This is a genomic window from uncultured Eudoraea sp. (genome assembly GCF_947260015.1).
Lineage (GTDB): Bacteria > Bacteroidota > Bacteroidia > Flavobacteriales > Flavobacteriaceae > Eudoraea.
In genome coordinates this window covers 1-2,801 of the sequence record NZ_CAMYOM010000080.1, presented here as the reverse complement: position 1 = coordinate 2,801, position 2,801 = coordinate 1, and the positions used below count along the sequence as shown (strand labels likewise).

3 protein-coding genes are annotated in these 2,801 nt (G+C 37.3%); all 3 read right to left on the bottom strand.

Annotation, left to right across the window (positions count from 1 at the left end):
- Nucleotides 1–491 (bottom strand): nuclear transport factor 2 family protein (locus tag Q0X66_RS15675; protein ID WP_297708032.1); only part of this gene is annotated, 491 nt, incomplete at its 3' end.
- 543 nt (nt 492–1,034) lie between these two features.
- Nucleotides 1,035–1,463 (bottom strand): DUF1801 domain-containing protein, encoded by a 429-nt coding sequence (locus Q0X66_RS15670; protein WP_297708030.1) that lies wholly within the window; start codon nt 1,461–1,463, stop codon nt 1,035–1,037.
- 155 nt (nt 1,464–1,618) lie between these two features.
- Nucleotides 1,619–2,629 (bottom strand): hypothetical protein, encoded by a 1,011-nt coding sequence (locus Q0X66_RS15665; RefSeq protein ID WP_297708028.1) that lies wholly within the window; start codon nt 2,627–2,629, stop codon nt 1,619–1,621.
- Between the last annotated feature and the right edge of the window lie 172 nt (nt 2,630–2,801).

Below are 2,801 nucleotides of genomic sequence, written 5' to 3'. Positions count from 1 at the left end.
ATTTTTTCCTCCAGGCTTTTTTCGAGGAATGCAGTTCTTTTTTTCAGATCCTCTATCGGCCATACTTCATCATCGGTACGTTGAGGGTCAGGTGTGGAAGTATGGGAATGGACCAGAAACCATTTGCCTTCAAGGTATTCAAATATAAAACTAAGGCGGAATTTAAGTTCGTTTTTTACGTTCTTTACCCAAACGGTATTTACAATATCGTCTGTATAAATGGCGCCATTCCCCTCGTTCATAATTTTGCGCAGAACCGGTGTAAACGCAAAGTCCATTTTTATACCCTTGGCCAGTTCTTTTTGGTTTTTTATTTGTTTTAAGAAGGCTGCTTTTGTTTGCGTTCGCTCTTTTTTGCCAGCACCAAAATTCATAACATCCTCAGCCAGTAAAGGCGCAAGTTCTTCAAGGGGGCTTTCTAACAAACAAACCTGTATTACGGTATTATAGGTTTCGTCTAATAGTTTTTGTTTGGTTTTGTTCAGTTTCATTCTTATTTGTTGCCGGAAAGCTTGAAATAGATACTATTCCTTAACACAGTATTCAGTTTCTTTAATAACCATATAAAGCTGCATAGGAGATTTGAGCAGCCTGTCCTTACCAGACTACTCCTTGCTTACTAATATACTTAAGATTTTGGAATTTGTGAGCTAATTAAGAAGATAGTAGCCTCACCAGGAGATAGCTTCGCTGTTCCTGAGAACAACTCGCACTGAAAATACAAATGGTAGGATTTGAAATTGGACCAATTGAAGAATCCTTCATTTATAGCAAGTGGCGGAGTCTATTATAGCTCCTGCCTGCCGGCAGGCAGGTATAATCATACAGATGCTGGTGACCTCTTACAGATGGATCACATAATAGGATGCGGAGCAAGTTATATTAAAAGCAAAAAAAGGTGGTTTAAGTAAAAAAGAAAATTTTTTTAACTTTAGAGTCCCGATAGCTCCTTCTCCATAGTAATACGAAGGAGAAGCTATCAGGATGGACCAGGGCTTTTCATAGGAGACAGTGTTGTATGCAGTTTTATATTTTCATATTCCTAATGTTGGCAAATGTTTAACCTTATGATAGGTCAGTGCCGCTTTAATACACTGTTTTAAATAAGCTTTTGGAATTTTGTCTTGCATTCTAAAAACAATTGCCCTATTCCCTTCATAGGTAAAATTGTCTTTAAAAATCAGCTTAAAAGTTTCTACCAGTCGACTTGTGCATTTAAAGTACAAGGCATATTGATCAGGCTTTTTTGACTTCCAGTCCATTCTGAGCGTACTTCCACTTTTAGTCAAATAACTGGGCTCTCCCCATTTGAGTGTTTCTTCCAGTTCTGTAATTCCGTCAATTTCAGAGGCTGTTTCTATAACCAAATTTCGCAAGGACAACACTTTATTCCGAATGGAATCAGGATAATTGTTAAATACCATTTCAACTTCTGGATTTGTTTTTATCTGTAATTCATTCATTGGTTTTCAAATTGCATATAACGGTCGGGAAATGATTTCGGTCTGGAATTTACACTAGTAAAATCGGTTAAAGAAATCGAGCGATTTAAAGGTAGTAAATTTCCGGTTTTCTAAAAGGCAAGACTCAATTATAGATATTGTCAGGCCCAGTTTATTCATTCAACTAAATCACAATCATAATAGGGGAAAGTTGAATCTTCTAAAATGATTTCTACATCTCCACCATCTCGATTTATTCTCCCTATTCTGGCAAAGTCACCGCAAACGGAAATACTGAAATATATATTTTCCGAATTATTAGTCCATCTTGCAAGTCCATTTCTATTGTCATCTTTAATGACATCGGTTGTTTGTTGCGTATCGAAATTGTATTTCCTAATAGCCCATTTTCCCAATAAGAAGCAGTCCAGAATGGTCCATTTACTCTCAAAAGCTATTTCCTTGCCATCTGGCGACCAATAAGGATCATAATTTTGAAAGGCATCATCATTCGTAAGTTGAATTTCATCGGTCCCATCCATATTCATCACATGTACTTCTAGATTTAGACCAACAAATTTACTGAACACAATTTTTTGGCCATCTGGAGACCAGCTCGGGTCCGCGTAATCCACATTCGTATCCTGACTGATTCGAACAGGATTTTGACCGTTTTGATCCGTGATATAAATACCCCAATTATTTTGTTCTTTGGCAGCCATAACCAATTCCGTGCCGTCTGGCGACCAATCGGCTACGCCCTGTGCGGACCACTTGTAATCGTCAAGGTCAATCACTTTTCGTGGGTTTGAGCCATCTAAGTTCGCCATCCATAAAGCGGCTTGTTCATAATTGTTAAATTCATTATCTGATGAAACATTGAGTGGAGATTTGTACCAAAGTATTGTTTGTTTATTGGGTGAAACCCTTATCCACCAATCATGATTATTTGAGTCAACTATTATTGAGGTTTCATTACCATTTAAGTCAGATTTGTAGATGTTATTCACACCATTTCTCTTGCTATAATAGAAAAGCTCAATGTTTTCATCACTTCCACCATTTGGTAGGTTAGGTGAATTATCTTCATTGGGGATTGAGGTATTGTCATCCAGGCTTATGGCCTTGTCATCTGAGTTGCAAGAAGTTAATATTCCAAATATGAGTATAAAAGTGACTTTAAGCATAGACCTGTTTTTCATGTATATGACAAAAATTGTGCCTAACGGTTAGTTTAAGCAGTCGTTTTTCTGCCCGTCCGGCAGGCGGGAATGCTGCGTAAACAATGTTGTATGCAGTTTTTAAAATATGGATAATTCGGATCTAGTTGTAAATTCTTCCAAAAATTTCATCCCTTTA